An 18,055-nucleotide genomic window follows, 5' to 3' on the forward strand; every position below is an offset into this window, starting at 1 on the left:
GGGATCAACTACAGCTTCGGCTTCTTCCCAAAATGCTTAGCCGCCAAGGCCTTTGCCTTTAATAGTCCTTCTTCTGTCAAATACACAGACTCATGCCGCCCATGTGGGTCAGTGATCCAGCCCTGCTCATGAAATGCTTCCATCACAGAAAAGGGATACCGTTTCCACACGCGTCCGCTTTCGAACTCGAATGCGCCGAGCAGTGCGAGAACAGCTTCTTGTAGCTCGGCTTCATCGTATTCCATGGAACCTCCGACTGGCAGTGAGTTCGTCACCATCAAGAATCTCGCAACTAGCCGGAAGTGTCAACAAAACCGATTCAAGCCCCAGGTTGCAGCCAGGTGGCCGCGCGGAGCTGAAAATATACAGGCAGCGTAGCGCGGCCAGCTGGCGGAGGTCCACTCGAGCGACCGGTTAGGAGTCATTGAGCCGCCAGGAAGGGAAGGCAACCGCCAGGCCCTTTGTTTCAAGCAGACTGAGATAGTTGTCAAGACGTTCCACATCAACCTCCAGAGGAACATTCACCGAGCACACACCGCACTGGGATGACCAAGCGGTGTGGCAACCAAGCTTATGAAGCGGAGGGAGCAAGGGTTCTACCTCCACATCATCAGTTCGAAGGAGCCAGACCGTCGAATTGGCTGATTTTTCAGCATGTTCCCATGACCACACCTGTTCATTCTCGACATCCAGTAAGCGGATCTTGTCGCCAACCGAGAGATGCTTGACAAACAGAGGTGCGGCTTGCGCCTCATAGGTCTCGCCAGACTGAATGAACGGAAGCGACTCTGCAGCCACTGGCGGCCAATCGTCTTCGACTTCAAGCCGAAATGTGAGCGATACCGACCGATGGGACTTCATGACGCCTAACGTTCGAGCTGAGTGGACGGAGCCAGCTGGCCGCGCGGAGCTGAAAATATACAGGCAGCATAGCGCGGCCAGCTGGCGGAGGTCCACTCGAGCGACCGGTTAGGCCTCATCTTGCCGCGCTTCGAGCAGCATCTCACATGCCGCTGAAAAGAGTACATTGACATTCACGGACTCGCCTCGCTCTATTCGTTTTGAGATCGCGGTGAGTGGGAACGAAAGCACAGACGAGTTCTCGAATCTCAACGCTGGATCTCTTCCATATTCGTCTTCTACGGCAACCCAGTGCATCCCCAGCTTTTGTGCAAGGGCGTCGCCAAAGGTGATGCCGAGGCATTGCAGTTTGAGTGTTTCGGCGGGCTTGATCCACTCGTTGGACAGGATCGTGTCCAAGAGTTGTAGCTTTCCCTCCAGGGTCTCGTATTTGTGCCGCGCATCAGCTTCGAAGTGGTTCCGTACCCAGTCTCGCTTCGCCTCGACATCCTTGGTGTCTTCTTCGTTGGGGGAGTGAATCCGCTGCATTGTGTGAGGCCTAACGTCGAAGTTGAGCCGCGAGCGGCGGCTGGGCACGGAAGGCCCAGAATGAAATGGGGGCCTGCAGAGACCAGCCGTTGCGAGTCGGCTCGAACGCCGGGTTAGCCCGCAACACCTTGACCGACGCCGCCAAATGGAACCATAATGGTTTCATTATGGATGGAGAATGACGTGCCCACAACTTTGACACTGAAGAATATTCCTGACGCCGTGTATGACCGACTGAAGCTTGCTGCAGAAATGCACCGCCGGAGCCTGAACAGCGAGGCCATCGTGTGCCTTGAGTCGGTATTGTTGCCAACAAAGATGATGCCCAGCGAGCGGATTGCCCGTGCGCGGGAACTACGTGCAGCCTTGCCCACTGGCAAATTCCGCGCGCGTGACATTGATGCCGCGAAGCGCGAGGACCGCCCATGATCGTGGTTGATTCCAACGTGTTGGCGTATTTGTATTTGCCTGGTGAGTACACAGCAGCCGCCGAAGCGCTACTTGAGCAGGATTCGGATTGGGCTGCGCCTATTCTCTGGCGCAGCGAGTTCCGCAACATTCTGGCGGGATACATGCGGCGCAAAGCCATCACATTTGAACAGGCGAACAGTCTCCAACGAGAAGCAGAGAGCTTGCTTGAGGGTGCGGAGTTCGAGGTTGAATCTCTTGCTGTGCTTGAACTCGTGCGCGACAGTGACTGCTCCGCATACGACTGCGAGTTCATTGCCCTTGCGATGAAGCTCGACACGAAACTGGTCACCATGGACAAGAAGCTTCTACGAGCGTTTCCGAAGCGCGCCATTGCTCTTTCTGCGGGCTAACGTTGATTAGGGCGCAGTGCGCCCATATTCGACGCCAAGCCTAGAAATGGCTCAATGTAGCGCGCCCACTGTCGGTTATGGGCGCACTGCTTGGGTATGCGCCCATAACCGACAGTGGGCGCAGCGGAGATCGGCTTGGCGTCAAATTTCATGATGGTGCGCGGCAAAGCATTTCCTTGAAGAACAACTTGGCGGCACATAGACTGTATGAATATACAGCCACTGAACTTGGCGTCTAAGCCCATGTCTACCTCCACCAGCCCGACATTTGGATTCTCCAAAGTAAAAGTCCACCGTAATCTGCCGCCGTTGCTATCTAGTCGTCTCAATCAAGTTCGTGAGCGAATCAGATACTTGCATTACAGCGCCCTAAAGCCCAATTCAGTGTGAATGTCTCCCTGTTGTCCGTAGGTCTCTCGGATAGATGACTTCATGCTCGCATGCCGCCCAGTGCGAAAACATGCCAAATGAATAGAGGGGATGGTGGCATCTGAAGGGAAGGACGGAATCATGAGCAGTGACAACGGCTTTTGAGACTATGTTTTACGTTATTGCTCGACGACATCGGTCGCCCGGTCAAAATTTTGAAACTATGCAAGGCGCGCATTGACCGCTCTTTCGAACAACAACACAGGAGCAGAGTTTTGAAACTTTGTTATCCGATTCCTGGCGAGCAAGAGGTGAGAGCCAATATGGCTGCAGATTATCGACAGCTCCAGGGCAAGGGCATTCGGTAGCGAGTTTCAGTACCAAACGGCGCGCCAGATTGAACAAGTTTCAAGCCGCTGGCGCGCAAACGCATTCAAAGAAACACTGCGTTCCGTCGTAGCCCGAATGCAGGCAAATCCCATCGGGAACAAGCCAACAGCGCTCGGGACGCGACGCAACCCAAGGAGTTTTTCTGATGTTGAAGAAGCAGCAAGTTTCGTTTTCCAGTTTGATCGCGACATTGATCGCCACCCTCGGCTTCGCCGCTGCCGGCAATGCCGCCGCGGCCGGCCCACAAGCGCAGGCCGAGGCCTATATGGGCGCCAACGTCGGCCTCTACAGCAAGTACGACATCAGCTGCAGCGCCGGCCAGAAATGCGACAAGACGGCCAGCTTCGGCGGCAAGATTTTTGGCGGCGTGATGTATGAGCAATGGGGTGTTGAGGCGCTGGCCTTCGGCACCGGCAAGGGCGAAGGTACGCTCAAGCAGGGCGGCAAGGACGCGCAGGGCAGCGTCAAGATGGGCGGCCTCGGTGTCGTTGGCGTCTTGCCGCTCAATTTCGGTGACTTCTCGCTCAAGGGCAAGCTCGGTGCGGCCTACACGCATGGCACGGCCAGCTACAAGAGCGGCGCCAGCGACAGCAAGAACAGCATCGCTCCGCTGTTCGGCGCCGGCCTCGGCTACGCGTTGAACAAACAAGTTAGCTTGACGGCCGATGTCGACCATATCAGCGCCAAGTACAACAAGGCCGGCGACAAGGCGGCCGTGAATATGTTCTCGATCGGCGCCAGCTACAAGTTCTGAGCGGCCATGCAGCGCCAGCTTGCTGGCGCTGCGGTCTGACCGAGCAAGGCTCGGCGGGGGGGCTCGCTAGCCCTTCTTGGCCGCGAATTTCGCCTTTGCTTCGGCCAAGGACAAACCACCCATGGGCTTGCATTGGCCCTTGGGCACCAGCTTCCACTCGCCGGCATCGCCGTCAAGCTTGGACTGGCCGGCACAAGAATGGCTGCCGGCCAGATTGGCGCAGTCGTTTTGACCCGCTTTGGCGACACCAAAGCATTTTTCCTTGCTGGCGTCGGCTGCCTGCGCAGCCTGCACCGCGCCCAAAGCCAATGCACAGGCCAGCGCTGCACCGACCGTATTTCGATAGCGACTCATCGTTCATTCCTTGATTTGGCTGGGAGCGCCGTCAATACGGCCGGCCCCAAGCTCGCTGTTTGAAAATTGGCCCGTTGCCCGGCGACGCGGGCACCGAGCTTCAAAGGTCTTTGGGCGCTTTCGCCTTGATCAAAGGCCAGGCGCTGCCCGCCTTGACGAGGTTGCCGGGGATGTCTTCGCTCCACTTCTTCTGCACGTCTTTGTTGACGTTCAGATAGAGCTTGCCACCGACGATCTTCCAGGCCGCCGGGTCGCCGTCGAGCTTCTTGTCCAGTGCCACGCCCATCGCGCAAAAGCCGCCGAACTGAGGTGCGTACTTGGCCGGATTGGCCTTGAAGGCATCACGGTTGGCGGCGCTACTGAAGTGATAGGTCGCACCTTCATGTGCGGCCGAAAACTCGGCCTTGCCCGCAGTCGGGCTGCCGGCGCTGAAATAGGCGACAACGTCATGCCCTTTGACCGCCAGATGTTGCGCGTCCACATTCAAGGCGCTGGTCGAATTTTCGTCATAGGCATGGGCGATATTGGGAACGACGGCCATGGCGGCAACGGTTGAAATCAAGGCAGCCAACAAGGTGCGGCGGGCAAAAACGGCTTTCATAGGAGACTCCAAATGCGCTCATCAAACGAGCATTGCTGACAGTTTTCAGCTCAGGTCAAGCGCCCGAAATGGACCGCATCGCTGAGCTTGCTTTGCATCGCTTCGGTTGGAAGCGAGTGACTGAACTGTGCGCGATCTGCCCGGTTTGGAGAATCACCGCGCGCTCCAAGACAGCATTGCAGAAAGTGGAACAAACAGCCGGCTTGATCCTTGAGCCTGAGCGCTGAACCCGAGCGCCGGCCGGCGGCAGTCATTGCTTGATGCGAAAGACACTGTTTTCCAGAACAAGCCTATTGAATGGTCATCAAGGGATGAATCGCTCCGACAATCCGGCTTCTCTGCGCTTCGGCTCATCGGCGCCCGAAACGCGGCCATCCCGCCCTTGCCGACCTTCATCCCATGCATCCATTGACCCCGTTCCCCCGCCCATCGCGCAGCAAGATCCGCGGCGAAGTCTCAGCGCTCTGGCAGCTCGCCTGGCCGATTCTGATTGGCCAATTGGCCACCGTCGGCATGTCGGTGGCCGACGTGGCCATGGCCGGCAATGCCTCGGCGCAAGATCTGGCGGGCGTCTCGCTGGGGGCGTCGATCTGGAGCATGGTCATCATCACGCTGATGGGCGTGATGATGTCGGTCAGCCCCATCGTGTCCCATCATGTGGGGGCCGAAGCCTTTCACCTTGTACCCCATGTGGTGCGCCAGGCCTTGTGGAAGGCCCTGGGCCTGGGCCTGCTGGCCGTCGCCGTGATGAATCTGGCCAGCCTCGTGTTCGACCTGCTGGAACTGGATCCGCTGGTGCGCGATCTGGCCAAAGACTTTGTCCACATCACCAGCCTCGCCCTGCCCGCCTTTGCCTGCTACCGGGTGCTGTATGGCTATAGCGCCAGCCTGAACCAGACCAAGCCGTTGATGATGATTGCGCTCGCCGCCCTGGGGCTCAATGTGCTGCTCAACTGGCTGCTGATTTACGGCCACTGGGGGTTTCCCAAGCTGGGTGGCCTGGGCTGCGCCTGGTCGACGATGCTGTGCGTGTGGTTCAACCTGGGCGGTCTGCTGTGGTGGATGCGCCGCAGCCCGGCCTACCGCAGCACCTGGCCGCTGGCGCAATTTGAAGCGCCGCATTGGCCCGAGATCCGCAGCCTGCTCAAGCTGGGCCTGCCCATAGGCGTCACCTATTTTGCCGAGAGCAGTGCCTTCAGCCTGATTGCCTTGCTGGTGGCCAAGTTCGGCACCACCCAGGTGGCCGCCCATCAAATCGCACTCAACTTCGCCTCGCTGATGTTCATGCTGCCGCTGAGCCTGGGCATCGCGCTGCTGACCAGGGTCGGCCAATCGCTGGGCGCGGGCGACGCGTATGAAGCGCGCTTTCGCTCCTGGGTGGGCGTGGCGACGGCCTTGATCTTGGCCTGCGCATCGGCGGCCTTCATGGCCTTGAGCAGCCAGCAGATCGCCGGGGCCTACACCAGCGATGCCGCGGTGGCCGCGCTGGCCGCGCATTTGCTGATCTTTGCGGCGATTTTTCAACTCTCGGACGCGACTCAAGTCGCCACCAGTTGCGCGATTCGCGGTTACAAGGTCACGCGCGCGCCGATGGTGATTCACCTGACCGCGTTTTGGGGTTTCGCCCTGCCCTTGGGTTGCGCGCTGGGGCTGGCGCCGCCATGGCTGCCCTGGGGCCCCAGGCAGGCGATGGGTGCGAGCGGTTTCTGGATCGCGCTGATCGTCGGCCTGACCATCGCGGCGGTGGCGCTGTCGGCGCTGCTTCGCCGGGTGGCGCGGGAACGGTTGCCGCAAGCCGGCCCTAGAGCTTCAACACCAGCTTGATCGGCACCGCTTTGCCAGGCCCTTGCTCACGCGGTGCCGCCGGCATCGCGCAGCAGATCAAGGCCTCGCCGGGCGCGGTCTTGAAGGCCGGGGCCGATAGGTAAGTCACCTCGCCCTCCAGCACCTGGGTGCGGCAGCTGCCGCAAGACCCGCCCCGGCAACTGAACTCAGGATTGAGGCCGCGCGCCTCGGCCAGCTCCAGCAAGCTGCCGCTGGCCGGCGTCCAACGCGCCTCTTTGCTGGATTCGGCGAACTGCACCGCCACATCGCTGCTCGCCACCGGCGCCAATTCAGGCGCCGCGACAAACGCATCTTGGCGCCGCTGCATCGAAGCCGGGCCGAAGGCCTCGGCATGAATCCGCTCATCGCTGACGCGCAAATCACGCAGTCCGTCATAGAGGGCCTGCATAAAGGGCGGCGGGCCGCAGAGGAAGAAGTCATGGTCATCAAAAGGCAGCTTCGCCTTGAGCAGGGCCATATCGATACGGCCCTGCACGTCGAAGTCGCGCCCCGCGACAATGCCTTCCTCCGGCGCATCGGTCACCCGCAACACGCGCACCGCCCCGTTGGCACGCTGCACCAACTCCGCCAGTTCGGCATCGAAGCCGCGCTCGGCATGGTTGCGGGTCGAGTAGAAAAAGTAGGTCGGCCTAACTCGCCGTTTGCGCAGGCCTTCGAACACCACATGGCGCAGCATCGACAACAGCGGCGTGACGCCAATGCCGCCGGCCAAAAGTACCAAGGGGCGGCGCTCCAGCGCGTCGACCGTGAAATCACCCTGCGGCGCGCGTGCCTCGATCAGCTCGCCAAGCTTGAGCCGATCGTGCAAATATTCCGATACCCGCCCGCCCCGCTTGATGCTGAGGCGATAGTAGAAACCGTCGCTGGGAGCGGCCGACAAGGTGTAGGTGCGCATCAAAGACACACCGTCCACATTGACACGGATCGGCAAATGCTGGCCAGCCAAAAATGGCAGCAAGGCGTGACCATCGGCCGGCTCCAGATAGAAGCTGCGCACCGTGCTGCTTTCATCCACCACACGGGCGAGTTTGAAGGGCCTCCAGCTCTTGCTCAACGCCGCTGCCGCGAGGCTGGCCTCGGCCGCTTCCCAAGACCCTGTCATCAAAGAGTTGGGCGAAAACTGTTGCAGCGCCCAGCGCAGGGCCAGCGCGCCGCGCCGGCGCAGCACCTGCGTGATGCGGAAGGTCCAGATCCGCTCGGCGCCTTGAAAGGCAGCGATTTCCGGTCCTTCGAACTGAATCTGGGCCTCACCGGCCAGTTGCAAAACATCGCCATTGCTGAAGTCGACAAAGACCAGGCCTGCGCGTGGATTGAGCAACAGATTGCCGAAGGTATTGAAATGCATATTGCCGGCGAAGTCCGGAATGCGCAGCAGCTCAGTCCCCTGCGTCTTCACAAAACCCGGCTTGCCGCCACGGTGCGACACATCGACCGTGGGCAAAGGATGATCTGCCTCGCCGCCTGGATGGGCACTGGCCACAAAGAAGGTATCGGCCGCAGCGATCAGCGCCAGCGCCTCGGCGTCGAGCGTCGGCAACTGCTCCAGCGGCGCCTGGTGTTCGTCGGCGGGTGGCCGTGCGAAAGAAAAATCGCGGTGCTGAATGTATTGCGGGCAGTTGCCGAAGGCATGCCCGACTTGCAGCGAGAAGCCGCCCTCGTCGGCCGTCAATACCCGTCCATTCAGACGGTTACGCCGGCGGCTGTGCAGCTCGATGCCGAGCAGGCCGATCGGCGCATCCGTCCGCAAGGCGGTGCGCACCGGGTCGCCCCGGCCCGGCAACGCACCGACTTCGAGCCGCGTCGGCTCGGGCGAATGCATAAAGCCGGGCTGGCCCTCGATCAGGCTGGCCCAGGGCTGGCCCTGGGCATCCAGCGCGCCGATCACCATGAAGGGCAGCTGCTTGTAAAAGTCCCGATGCTGATCGGGCATGTAGTCTCGGATGACCCGTCGGCCGAACGATTCCAGCTGCGCGGCATTGCCCATGCGCTCGTGGATGCTGCGCTCGCCGCTGTGCCAGGGCGAGCCCGCCGGAGCCGTAAATTGCTGAGCCATGACGGGTTCTCCTGATCAGGCTGCCAGACCTACCGGGGTCTTTTGCATGCCGACAAAACCGGGCAAGGCTTCGATGCGGGCCAACCAGGCGCGCACATGAGGGTAAGCGTCGAGCGAGACATTGCCTTCCGGTGCATGGGCAATATAGCTGTAGTTGGCGATGTCGGCGATGCTGGGCTTGGCGCCGAGCAAGAAGTCGCGCCCGTTCAGTTCGGCATCCATCACCTTCAGCAGACCATGCGCACGGTTGATCACCTCCGTCGCGTTGAAGCCGGCGCCAAACACCGTCACCAAGCGCGCCGCTGCCGGGCCGAACGCCACAAGCCCTGCCGCCACCGACAACCAGCGCTGCACGGCGGCCTCGCCGGCCGCGTCGCTGGGCAGCCAATCGCTATTGCCATATTTGCGCGCCAGATAGACCAGGATGGCATTGGAGTCGGCCACCACGGTGCCGCCGTCGTCGATCACAGGCACCTGCCCAAAGGGGTTCAGCGCCAGAAAGTCGGCCTGCTTTTGAGCGCCTTTGCGCAGGTCAACTTCGACCAACTCGGTCGGCACATTGAGCAAGGACAGGGCCAGACGCACACGGTGAGCGTGGCCGGACAAAGGGAAGGTGTAGAGCTTGACTGCGGACATGGGATTCTCCTGAAGATGATGGGCTTGGTTGCCGGTTCGCATCGCTGCTGAACTTGGCAGCGAATGAACGAACTGTCCTCCAATCGAGCCCGCGCGAGAATCACCGGCGCGCTCAAGACACTATTGCAATTCACGGAACAACCGCTGATGAACATCCCCAAAACTCTTCATCGGTGTGAGTCACCGCGCAGGGCTGCTTGAGCTATCGTGGCAGTACAGCCATCTGCCATCTGCCATCTGCCATCTGCCGACCGGCAAATGGCGCCCGCTTAGGGCATCCAGCTCAAAGTCGGCAATTCCTGACCGATACTGAAGCAGGGCCTGAGCTCGGCAGGAGCTTGCCCGGGCGGTCAGCCCCATTCTTGGAGGTTCATATGAGCGCGCGTCGAGTTCTTTTGAAGCAGATATTGGTCACGGCGCTGGCCGGAACATGGGCCATTGGCTTGCCCGCCTGGGCTCAAGACAAGCCGCAAACCCCGCCACATCTGGCCAAAGGCAAGGTCATCAGCCCGCAGGAGGCGAACGCCTTGCTGGCCGGCGGCAAGGCCGTCTTCATCGACACCCGCAGCCCCTTGAACTTCGCCAAAGGGCATATACCCGGCGCGCGCTCGGCGTTCTACAAAGAAAAGAGCGAGTTTGCCGAGAACTTCGACGCCGCGCTGGACAGCTTCGACTTCGGCAAAATGCCGCCCGACACACACACGATATTGGTTTTCTACAGCGACGGGCCGACCGGTTGGAAGTCCTACAAGGCGGCCGTTCAAGCCATCCGCAAGGGCTATCTGAATGTGCATTACTTGCGCAGCGGCTGGGCCGGATGGGAAGCCGCCGGCCTGCCGGTGCAAGAATAGAAACCTCTGCTTCTGGAAGCATTCACCCACCGGGTCCGCCGCCCATGGCCTCCTTGACCGAGACATCGACAAATCAAAGCGCGCCGGCACGGGCTCGCCGCAAACGCTTGACCCTGCGCCAACGGGTGACGGTGGGGGCGACCGGCTTGGCTCTGTTGGCGGCACTGATGCTGCTGCTGGCCAGTTCGGCCTTCGATCGCATGAAGCGAGCGCAAGCCCATTCCGATTCGGCGCATCACCTGACCCTTGAAGGCCAAAGACTGCTGCGCATGGGCGGCGAGTTGCTGTTGTCACAGGGTTCTAAAAGCTCGCGCGATGGGCTCAGGTCTTCCGTTGAATCGCTGTCCGGCCATTTGGAGGCACTGGCGCCGGACGACCCTGTGCTGGCCGAAGCCGCCCTCAAATGGCCGCCGCTGCGGGCACGGGTCGAGCAACTGCTGGCTTTGCGCTGGATCGATGTACATGACGACGACACCTTGATTGCCTATGGTCGCCTCGTCCAAGGCATGGAACGGCTGAAGCCCATCCTTCAAAGTGCTCAAGATCAGGCCGAACGGACGGCCAGCGCTGAGCTTCAAACCGGCGAGCTGTGGCTGATGGGCGGCCTGCTGGGCCTGACCACTCTGGCGGCCTTGGGCGGTGTGACCTTGGTACGCCTGCTCGACCATCAGCTGGGCGGCGACCCCGGGCTGGCAAGGCGCATTGCCGGAGCCATCGCCAATGGCGAACTGGACACGCCGGTGCCGGTGTCACCCGAGCATCCCAAGAGTGTGCTGGCCGCGCTCGAGCATGTCCGGCAACGGCTGCTGGATCGCCGCACGATCGAAGCGCAGGTGCAGTATCTGGCTCGCCACGATTCACTCAGCGGCGCACTCAACCGCGCCAGCTTCAACGAGCTGCTGAATGTCGCCTTCGCCCAGGCCCGGCGCGGCAAGCAGGGCCTGGCCGTGATGTACATCGATCTTGACCATTTCAAGGCGGTCAACGACACCCTCGGCCACGCGCATGGCGACGAGGTCATCCGCATCACCGCCAAGCGCCTGCGCGAACTGCTGCGCCTGGGCGATCATCTGGCCCGGCTTGGTGGCGACGAGTTTGCCATCATCGTGCAGCAAATTGCCCGCCCGCAGGACTTCGACGTACTGGCCCAACGCATCATCGATTCGCTGACGCAGCCCGTATTGCTGGGCGCCCATGCGGCCCGTGTCGGCGCCAGCATAGGCATTGCCCAATATGGCGCCGATATCGCCGACTGCGAAGAGCTGATGCACAAGGCCGACCTGGCCATGTACCGGGCCAAAACCAAAGGTCGGGGCTGCTGGAGTTTGTATGACGAGCAACTCGACGACAAACTCAAGGACCAGCGGGAGCTGATGAACGAGTTGCGCACAGCAATAGGCAGTGAACAGCTGAGCCTGTATTACCAGCCCATTTTTGCAAGCGACGGCCTGCGACTATTGGGCCATGAAGCGCTGCTGCGCTGGGCTCACCCCAGCCGAGGCATGGTCAAGCCGACAGACTTTACCGGCCCGGCCGATACCGCAGGCCTGATGCAGGCGCTGGGTGAATGGGTGCTGCAAAAAGCCTGCTCCGACGCGATGCAATGGCCGAGCCCGCTGGCGGTGTCGGTCAATCTGGCCGCCTCACAACTGCGCCAGGACAAGCTGGTCAATTCGGTCGCCGCCGCCCTCAATGCCAGCGGCCTGCCGGCGCTGCGCCTGAACCTGGAGATCAAAGAATCGATTCTGCTGCCGCAGCACGAGGCTGTGACGCACACCCTGGTCGGTCTGTCGAGCCTGGGCGTGGGCATCGTGATGGATGATTTCGGCTCCGGCCCGGCCAGCCTGTCCTATCTATGGCGTAGCAAGTTTGAAAAGCTCAAGATCCACCGCCATCTGATCGCGACACTGGATACCGACCCGCATGCGCAGCAGGTGGTCGGCTCCATCATCGCGATGGCGCATTCGCTGGGTCTCAGCGTTAGCGCTGCGGGCGTCGAACGCCAGGAGCAAATGCAACTATTGCAAAAACTTGATTGCGATGAGGTGCAGGGTTATCTATTTGGCCGTCCAGACTCGCTGCCCGCCCTGCTCGCCAACAACGCTGCGTCAAAAAATAAATGCTCGGGCCAATCGGCGGGCTCCGCATCTTCCGCCGCCCAAAGTTGAATATCCCGGCCAGCATAGTGCCGCCGGGCGTGCAACACCGCATTAGAGCCGAATCACATTGACGGCATCCCCAAACACCGCACGCACCGCCGGCAACAAATGCGCGTGGTGACTCAAGAAAATCACCTGCGTGCGCTCGGATAGTTCGGCCAAGGCCCGCAAGCCGGCCTCGGCGCGGCCATCGTCATAGTTGATGAACAAGTCATCGGCAACAAAGGGCAAGGCATGTACCGGGTCTTGCGCGATGTGCAACTCCAGCGCGGCCAGCCGCAGCGCCATAAAGAGCTGATCACGCGTGCCCTCGCTCATGCCGGCCACCTCAACCAAGCGACCATCGGCGCGCAGGCCGTGCAGCGTCAGGGGCTGCGCCTCAAAGTCGACGCTGAGGCGTTGGAAAGAGCCCAGTGTCAGCCCGGCAAAAATCTCACCGGCACGCCCCAACATCGGACCCTGCTTGGTTTCGCGGTAACGATCAATGGCCCATTTGAGCAGCCGCGAGGCGGTGTAGACCTTGACATAACGCTCCGCCGCATTCGCCATCTTCGCCAACGCATCCTGGCGCTGGCCTTCGGCCCGGGCGGCATCGTCTTGGCCGGCGATCAGATTCAAGGCCGTCTGCGCCTGGTTCAACTCGGCCGAGAAGCCCTCGCTTTGCTGCTGCAATTCGGCGATCTTCCGCGCCAGATCGGCCACCGCCAATGGGATCTGCGCGGCATCGGTGGCGGCCACCTCGGACTCCAAGACAAGCACATCCAAACCATCACCACCTTCGGCCAAGGCAGCCTCGGCGGCCTGCAGCGCAGCTTCGGCTAGGCGGCGCTGTTCCGAGGCTGCGATGCGGTCCCGCAAGCCTTCAATGGCCTTGGCATCGCACACATCATTCATGCCGGCACGCTGCAGCAAAGGCTGCAAACGGCCCGCCGCTTCGCTCAGGCGCAGGCCGGCCGCAGCCGCCTTGTCCTCAAAACCCGCCAACTCTTGGCGCAGACGAAGCGCCTCTTGTTGCGCGGCCTGGGCTGCGCCCAAATTCGCCATCAGCCCCTGCACCGTCGAGTCGGTAGGCCCGCTCAAGGCCAGGCCCAGCGTTTCGGCACAGGCCGCCAGTTCCGAGTCGAAGTCGGCCAGCTCGCGCTGCATGGGTTCAATCCGCCCCAGGCGCAGCTCACGCATCTGTTTGAGGGCGAGGTCGATATCGGCCAGCGCCGCACAAACGCCCTCGGCGGCCGCGGCCGACAGGCCCGCTGGCTGGCCGATTTCTTGCAAGGCCAGAGCCCAGTCGCCCTGCCATTGTTCGAACTCGGCCTGGGCCGCCTGCTTCTTGTCGAGCAACTGCTGCGCGATCCTGCGCCCGCCCTCAACTTGCCGCGCCAACGCTTCGGCGCGCACCGTCGCGGCGGCTGCCGAGGCAAGGGTTTCAGCGGCCAGCGCCATCAGCGTCTCCAAGGAATCGCCGGCATCAAATTCAACTTTGGTGGCCGCCAAAGATTGCATCAAATTTGCCCGGCATTCAGTCGTCAGCTTCGCGCCTGCTTGCAAGTCCTGCTGCGCCGTGCCTAGCAAATCCTGCGCATCAAGCACTCGCTGGCGCGCCTGCCGCCAGGCAGTCAGGTCCAGCGCGGCCATCCCGCCCAGCCCCAGGCTTTCGCTCAACACCTGCCACTCGACGCCATGCGCGCGCGCTTCGTCCGCCTGTGCATTAAGCGTTATGGCGAGCTCGGCGTTTTGCTGGCGCAAGCGCTCCAAGGCTTCCTGCTTGGCCTGCAACTCGCTCGCCTCCCGCGCTTTGGCATGGCGTTGATCGGCCAAACCATCGGCCTGCACGATGCTGGCCTCAAAGCCCGCGGCCGCGGCCTGCAACTCGGCCTCGCCTTGTTTGATGAACCGCCATTGCGCGTCACGCCCCGCCCGCGCCTGCGCCAACTCGGCCGCGCCAACCGGCCGATGCGCTTGGGCGTACTGTGCGATTTCCAGTTCCAGGGCCGCCACGCCCGCCCTCAGTTCGCCCTGCCGCTCGTTCAGGGCGCGCGTCTTGCTTTGCAGATCAAGCTGGCGTTGCAGACGCTGCTGCAAGGCCGCCTCGGACGGCAGGCTCAAGGCCCGCAACACCGCGACATCTTTGTCCCAGCCCCCCAAACCGGCGCGGGCGTTCAGCAGGTCACGCTCGGCCTTGGTCACGGCGGCCTCTTCGCGACGCGCAATGGCGCGCACATCGCCGAGCGCGCGCGCCTGACTCAAGGCCACGCTCAAGCTGGCCGGCAATTTTGGCGTCGCCTGGCCTTGCAGCTGGGCCTCCAAATCCTGAATTTCGGCCTTCTTTTCGGCCTCGACGGCGGCTGCATGGCGGCGGGCTTGATCCAGCAGGCCAAAGCTCTTGGCCAGACCAGCGAAAGCGGTGCGCGTCGGCAGCGAAGGCATGCGCAAGGCAAGCGCTGGCTCGTCCAGCTGCGGCCAGCCCAAGCGGTGCAGCTCGGCCTCGATCTGCTGCCAATGCCCGGCCAGCTCGGCCCGGCAGCGCGAAATTTCTCGCCCATGGTTGCGGACTTGCTGGCGGCGCTGCTCAAGCGCCAGGATCTCGGCCTGCTGCCGCAGCAAGGGCTCATCGACCCGCACAAGCGCGAGCCGCTCGGCCGCGGCTTGGGCTTGGGCATTGAACAGCTCCTGCGTGCGGGCGGCACTGGCCAACTCCACTTCGACCTCACTCAAGATGCGCGCCGCATCCGTCGGCAGCAAAGCAATCTGCTGGAGTGTGTTCAATGCGATCCGCGCCGCATCCTTGTGGCGCAAAACCGGCGCCACCCGACGCACCCGTTCAAGCGCACTGCGCTGTAGCTCCAACTCGTCCAAGCGCGCCCGCAGCTGGGCGCGCGCCTGCACCTTGTCCTCCACCTTGGCACGCGCGTCCAGCCACTCCTTGGTGCGCACCGTGCTGAGCTTCAGCGCCGCGTCCGCCGCGGCCAATTCATCGCTGGCAACATAATAGGCACGTTCACCGGAGCGCCGCTTGGCCCAGAGTTTGTCGGCTTCGGCGTCCAGCTGTTCACGCACTGCGGCCAGGCTGCCAATGCCGGCGGCCGACTGGAACAATATTTGCCCGAGGTCGTTGGACGCGCTCAGGATCGCATTGCCGCCCGCCTCCAGGCGACCATGGTCAAGCCCGAACATCTGATCAAAAAAGCTCCGGTCGCTGGCGCCCAGAAAAGCCGCCAAGGCGGCTTCCGGCAAGACCTGACCCCGCAAATCAAACAGCGACTTGGTGCGCGCCTTGCTGCGCTCGAACTGCAACTGCGCACCGCCATGTTCGATACAAGCACCCAAGCGCATATCGGCCTTGGCATGCAGGAAGTCGTAATTGGAGCGTGTTTCGATGCCAAACATCAAATCCAGAATGGCGCTGCGGGTGGTTGACTTGCCGGCCTCGTTGGCGCCGACGATCAGATGAAAGTCCCGCTCCGCAGCGGGAAAGTCCATGCGCTGGTCGGTGAACTTGCCATAGCGTTTCAAATCTAGTTGCTGGATGCGCATGGCGACATTTTGGAAGGTTTATCTGACTTCGGCTGGAGGGTCATTCCTGGCCCGCGTGGCACGCCACTCTAAGCCATCAACGCACCCTACAATCCGCGCCAAATCACCGGAGTGAATCCACATGTCTGCGCCCATCGACTTCTACTTCGACTTTGCCTCGCCCTATGGCTATATCGCAGCGCAGCAGATCGACAAGATCGCCGAACGCCATGGCCGCAGCGTGACTTGGCGCGCCATCGTATTGGACGCGAATTTCCAGTCCCTTGAGCGGATCCGCATTCCCAATAGCGTCATGCGCAGCGACTACATTCGCCGCGACGCCGAGCGGCTGGCCACTTTCTACGGCGTCGAGTACCGCACGCCGAGCAATCTGGGCGCCCACACCGAACAGGCCGCGCGGATTTTTCATTGGGTGCATGACCGCCAACCTCAGCGGGGTCGCGACTTCGCCAATCGCGTGATGAAGGCCTATTTCGTCGACGACAAGAACATCGCGTCCGAAGACGTGCTGGGCGCCATCGCCAGCGACATGGAGATCAGCGCCGAGGATCTTCAAGAAGCCAGCGCCAACCCGGCCAGCCGCTCGCGGCTGAAGGCCGAGGTTGATATGGCGGAGGCTCGCGGCGTCTTCGGCTCGCCCTTCTTCATCGTTGAAGGTGAGCGCTTCTGGGGCAACGACAGGCTGCCTCAGCTGGAACGCTGGTTGTCCGGCGGACCGTACTGAGGTAACTCGGTACGGCGTTGCCGTTCAGAGCCCCTCCCAGCTTGGGCAGTTGAGCCGGCCGTCCGCAAAGTTGTCCGGATCGGTAGTTTGCTGGCGAGGCCAAATGCCCTCGCAGGAATTGACGAGGCCTTCAGACTCAAGGCCCAATACTGCGTACTGAGTACTGAGCGCCGCGAATCAAACGAATCAAACGTTCAGGCGATTGGCCGAATCAGTTCCCCGTCCCGGCTCTCAGCGCTTTGTCCAGGAAGCCTGCGGCAGCAGCATTGAAACTCGCATGAAATGCCGCCCGGTCGAAGCCGACGTCACTGACGCAAATGGCAGAGGCTATCGACGCCAGCGCGGCGCTGCAAGGTGCCAGAAAATCGAAGTGCCCGGCATTGGGAACCACCCGATAGTCCGGCGCCTGCGGCAGCGCGAGCCGCACCGCTTCTGCATAACGTGGGTGCGGCACCAGCACATCCTCGCCCGCTCGCCAAAGTTGCACGGGCACCTTGACGTTCTTGAGCCCATCCGGAGAAAACGTGAACCCGAGTGCGGGCGCGGCCACCACGGCGGCCTTGATGCGGGCATCCGCAGCCGGGGCTCTTGCGGATGTGCGGGGTACTGCGGGATTGCTGCTGCTCTTTGCGAGGAGTCGGCACGCAAAGTCTGCGGTGTATTGGCCGCACATCGGCTCTATCGTCGAAAAATCAGGAATGCCACCGATGTTCACCAGCGCGGTGAAGCCGCCCGCAGAGAAGCCGAACATGCCGATGCGCGCGGGGTCGATCAAGGCACGATCACCCCAAGTCGACAGCATGTGGTCAATCACCCGGCTGATCTGGCGTGGCCGGTCCATCACATCCACGCTGCGGCTCTGGTCCGCGTAGTTGTCGCCCGCGTGGGTGACGGCCGCCACGACAAAGCCGACATCGGCCAAGGCAATAGCCGTGTCGAAATGACCGAGGAAGGAGCTGCCGGTTCCATGCGAGATCAGCACCAGCGGCAGGGCCCTGCCTTCAGCGGGGCCATTGACCGCGACGTTCATTACGATCGGCCCCATCGCAATGGGCTTAACCGCAGCCTGACTCGGGTACCAGATGCCGATTTCCAGTGGTTTGCCTTCGGCATCGGCGGCAAAACCATGTTGAAAGCCCGCCGCATGGGCGCAACTTCCGGAGAATGCAATGGCGAAAGTGGTGAGAGCAGCGAACAGCTTTAAAGTGAGCGTCTTCATGGGTGATGCATCTTTGGTGTCGATGAGGTCGGATTCTGTGCATCAACTTGCAGGCAGTCATGCCCCTTGCGACAAAGCGCGGATTCGCTGCGCCAGGTGCCCCAGCGCGGTCGCGAAATGCGGTCATGCAGCCCGCGAGCGCAAGCGAAATATTCACTTGTCATCATTGCGCCCATTCAAAAAGCAAGGGGACCCGCGCGGAGGCCATTTTGCTCATCAAGGGTCGACCGACAAAGTCAAAGTACCCATTGCACTCGCCCATCGCGCGAGATCGCTCGACGCTGGAAGGCTGACTGCTGATGCCCGGTTTCACAGCGCCTATAGCGGTCAATGAATATTGGAAGCTCGCCAGCGACGCC

Annotated in this window: 17 protein-coding genes; 8 read left to right on the forward strand and 9 right to left on the reverse strand. The window is 61.7% G+C overall.

Annotation, left to right across the window (positions count from 1 at the left end):
• Positions 1-8: 8 nt before the first annotated feature.
• From LNV07_RS09525 to LNV07_RS09535, 3 genes are all read right to left on the reverse strand, one after another.
• Entirely contained in the window at positions 9-245 is a 237-nt protein-coding gene (locus tag LNV07_RS09525; RefSeq protein WP_263570931.1) for a DUF6429 family protein, read from the reverse strand.
• Positions 246-414: 169 nt separating this feature from the next.
• A complete protein-coding gene (locus LNV07_RS09530) occupies positions 415-861 on the reverse strand; it encodes a DUF4265 domain-containing protein (protein ID WP_263570932.1) in 447 nt (148 codons plus the stop codon).
• A 108-nt stretch (positions 862-969) separates the two neighbouring features.
• Complete coding sequence (locus LNV07_RS09535) at positions 970-1,389, reverse strand: DUF3806 domain-containing protein (RefSeq protein WP_263570933.1); 420 nt, start codon at positions 1,387-1,389, stop codon at positions 970-972.
• 183 nt (positions 1,390-1,572) lie between these two features.
• Between LNV07_RS09535 and LNV07_RS09540 the strand changes: the two genes are divergently transcribed.
• The 3 genes from LNV07_RS09540 (at position 1,573) to LNV07_RS09550 (ending at position 3,723) form a co-directional block, all read left to right on the forward strand.
• Entirely contained in the window at positions 1,573-1,818 is a 246-nt protein-coding gene (locus LNV07_RS09540; RefSeq protein WP_263570934.1) for a FitA-like ribbon-helix-helix domain-containing protein, read from the forward strand.
• The gene (locus LNV07_RS09545; RefSeq protein WP_263570935.1) at positions 1,815-2,210 is read left to right on the forward strand and encodes a type II toxin-antitoxin system VapC family toxin; all 396 of its coding nucleotides are present in this window, start codon (positions 1,815-1,817) and stop codon (positions 2,208-2,210) included. Before LNV07_RS09540 ends, LNV07_RS09545 begins: the two co-directional genes overlap by 4 nt.
• A gap of 904 nt (positions 2,211-3,114) precedes the next feature.
• The gene (locus tag LNV07_RS09550) at positions 3,115-3,723 is read left to right on the forward strand and encodes an outer membrane beta-barrel protein (protein ID WP_263570936.1); all 609 of its coding nucleotides are present in this window, start codon (positions 3,115-3,117) and stop codon (positions 3,721-3,723) included.
• A 66-nt stretch (positions 3,724-3,789) separates the two neighbouring features.
• On the opposite strand, the gene LNV07_RS09555 is transcribed toward LNV07_RS09550, so the two are convergent.
• Entirely contained in the window at positions 3,790-4,077 is a 288-nt protein-coding gene (locus LNV07_RS09555) for a BufA1 family periplasmic bufferin-type metallophore (RefSeq protein ID WP_263570937.1), read from the reverse strand.
• A gap of 100 nt (positions 4,078-4,177) precedes the next feature.
• Complete coding sequence (locus LNV07_RS09560; protein ID WP_263570938.1) at positions 4,178-4,678, reverse strand: YHS domain-containing (seleno)protein; 501 nt, start codon at positions 4,676-4,678, stop codon at positions 4,178-4,180.
• A 68-nt stretch (positions 4,679-4,746) separates the two neighbouring features.
• Here LNV07_RS09560 and LNV07_RS09565 point away from each other — a divergent pair, with 68 nt between their 5' ends.
• Both LNV07_RS09565 and LNV07_RS09570 read left to right on the forward strand, forming a co-directional pair.
• Positions 4,747-4,905: a hypothetical protein gene (locus LNV07_RS09565; protein ID WP_263570939.1), complete on the forward strand. Its 159-nt coding sequence runs from the start codon at positions 4,747-4,749 to the stop codon at positions 4,903-4,905.
• A gap of 172 nt (positions 4,906-5,077) precedes the next feature.
• The gene (locus LNV07_RS09570; protein WP_263570940.1) at positions 5,078-6,502 is read left to right on the forward strand and encodes an MATE family efflux transporter; all 1,425 of its coding nucleotides are present in this window, start codon (positions 5,078-5,080) and stop codon (positions 6,500-6,502) included.
• Here LNV07_RS09570 and LNV07_RS09575 read toward each other — a convergent pair.
• Together LNV07_RS09575 and LNV07_RS09580 are read right to left on the reverse strand one after the other, a co-directional pair.
• On the reverse strand, positions 6,480-8,576 hold the full coding sequence (locus tag LNV07_RS09575; RefSeq protein ID WP_263570941.1) for an FAD-binding oxidoreductase: 2,097 nt from the start codon (positions 8,574-8,576) through the stop codon (positions 6,480-6,482). The genes LNV07_RS09570 and LNV07_RS09575 overlap by 23 nt on opposite strands.
• A gap of 15 nt (positions 8,577-8,591) precedes the next feature.
• Positions 8,592-9,212: a glutathione S-transferase family protein gene (locus LNV07_RS09580; RefSeq protein ID WP_263570942.1), complete on the reverse strand. Its 621-nt coding sequence runs from the start codon at positions 9,210-9,212 to the stop codon at positions 8,592-8,594.
• Between the two features lie 374 nt (positions 9,213-9,586).
• Between LNV07_RS09580 and LNV07_RS09585 the strand changes: the two genes are divergently transcribed.
• A complete protein-coding gene (locus LNV07_RS09585) occupies positions 9,587-10,063 on the forward strand; it encodes a rhodanese-like domain-containing protein (RefSeq protein ID WP_263570943.1) in 477 nt (158 codons plus the stop codon).
• A 44-nt stretch (positions 10,064-10,107) separates the two neighbouring features.
• On the forward strand, positions 10,108-12,231 hold the full coding sequence (locus LNV07_RS09590) for a putative bifunctional diguanylate cyclase/phosphodiesterase (RefSeq protein ID WP_263570944.1): 2,124 nt from the start codon (positions 10,108-10,110) through the stop codon (positions 12,229-12,231).
• Positions 12,232-12,273: 42 nt separating this feature from the next.
• On the opposite strand, the gene LNV07_RS09595 is transcribed toward LNV07_RS09590, so the two are convergent.
• Complete coding sequence (locus tag LNV07_RS09595) at positions 12,274-15,753, reverse strand: ATP-binding protein (protein ID WP_263570945.1); 3,480 nt, start codon at positions 15,751-15,753, stop codon at positions 12,274-12,276.
• A 121-nt stretch (positions 15,754-15,874) separates the two neighbouring features.
• Between LNV07_RS09595 and LNV07_RS09600 the strand changes: the two genes are divergently transcribed.
• Entirely contained in the window at positions 15,875-16,477 is a 603-nt protein-coding gene (locus LNV07_RS09600) for a 2-hydroxychromene-2-carboxylate isomerase (protein WP_263570946.1), read from the forward strand.
• 211 nt (positions 16,478-16,688) lie between these two features.
• Here the strand turns inward: LNV07_RS09600 and LNV07_RS09605 are convergent, their stop codons facing one another.
• Positions 16,689-17,696 (reverse strand): alpha/beta hydrolase family protein, encoded by a 1,008-nt coding sequence (locus tag LNV07_RS09605; protein WP_263570947.1) that lies wholly within the window; start codon positions 17,694-17,696, stop codon positions 16,689-16,691.
• Positions 17,697-18,055: the final 359 nt, after the last annotated feature.

This window comes from Roseateles oligotrophus (genome assembly GCF_025717515.1).
GTDB lineage: Bacteria > Pseudomonadota > Gammaproteobacteria > Burkholderiales > Burkholderiaceae_C > Paucibacter_A > Paucibacter_A oligotrophus.